This window comes from Candidatus Propionivibrio aalborgensis (genome assembly GCF_900089945.1).
Lineage (GTDB): Bacteria > Pseudomonadota > Gammaproteobacteria > Burkholderiales > Rhodocyclaceae > Propionivibrio > Propionivibrio aalborgensis.
The window spans coordinates 1-662 of sequence record NZ_FLQY01000004.1 but is presented as its reverse complement, the minus strand read 5'-3'; the positions used below and the strand labels follow the sequence as shown (position 1 = coordinate 662).

Annotated in this window: 1 protein-coding gene; it reads right to left on the bottom strand. The window is 41.8% G+C overall.

Annotated features, from left to right (window positions below; genetic code table 11):
- Window positions 1–39 precede the first annotated feature (39 nt).
- Window positions 40–384: an HNH endonuclease signature motif containing protein gene (locus tag PROAA_RS19350; protein WP_425393987.1), complete on the bottom strand. Its 345-nt coding sequence runs from the start codon at window positions 382–384 to the stop codon at window positions 40–42.
- Window positions 385–662 lie beyond the last annotated feature (278 nt).

Genomic DNA, 662 nt, shown 5'->3' with positions numbered 1-662 from the left:
GTTTCAGGATCGGCGCCAAGGTGGCCAATTAGCATTACCTTACATAAACTTGCCATTTTCATCTCTCTTTCTATTTGAAAAGTTTTCTTTTGCATGTAAAGAAGCGTGATCGGCCCGTGTCATAAGCATGAGATTGCTTATAGAGTTATTAGACCTATTACCGTCTATGTGATGTACGCATTCGTTAGCGAACAAACGCCTCCCGACATGCTGCTCCATAGTCACGACATGGACAGTTCTTCCCTTATGTTCACCTCGGGTGAATTCGACATATCCTGATGCCTTTTTGGAAACTCCTACCGACGTAGATGCTTTGGCAATAAGAGCGGCCTTTGATATATTTGCTTTCCATTCATCCGTAAATATCCGACTTTTCCCCTTCATATGAGAAAGTCGTCCATCTTTTGCGGCGAGCCTTATTGCGTCGGATCGAGATCGCAAAACCTCAGCTTTTTTTAGCCTAAACCTAATTGTTGATGGAGCTACGCCAGTTGCTTTACTGACAAGCGGGATGCTCATTCCGCTAGCATACATTTCAATCACATCCATTTAGTATTCCGAATTACATAAACAAAGTAATTCATTGTATCACAGCGCAAGCCAGATTACTTTGTTGACTGATGCCATTGTTTTCACCTATTAAAAGTCATGCGTTTGTAAAT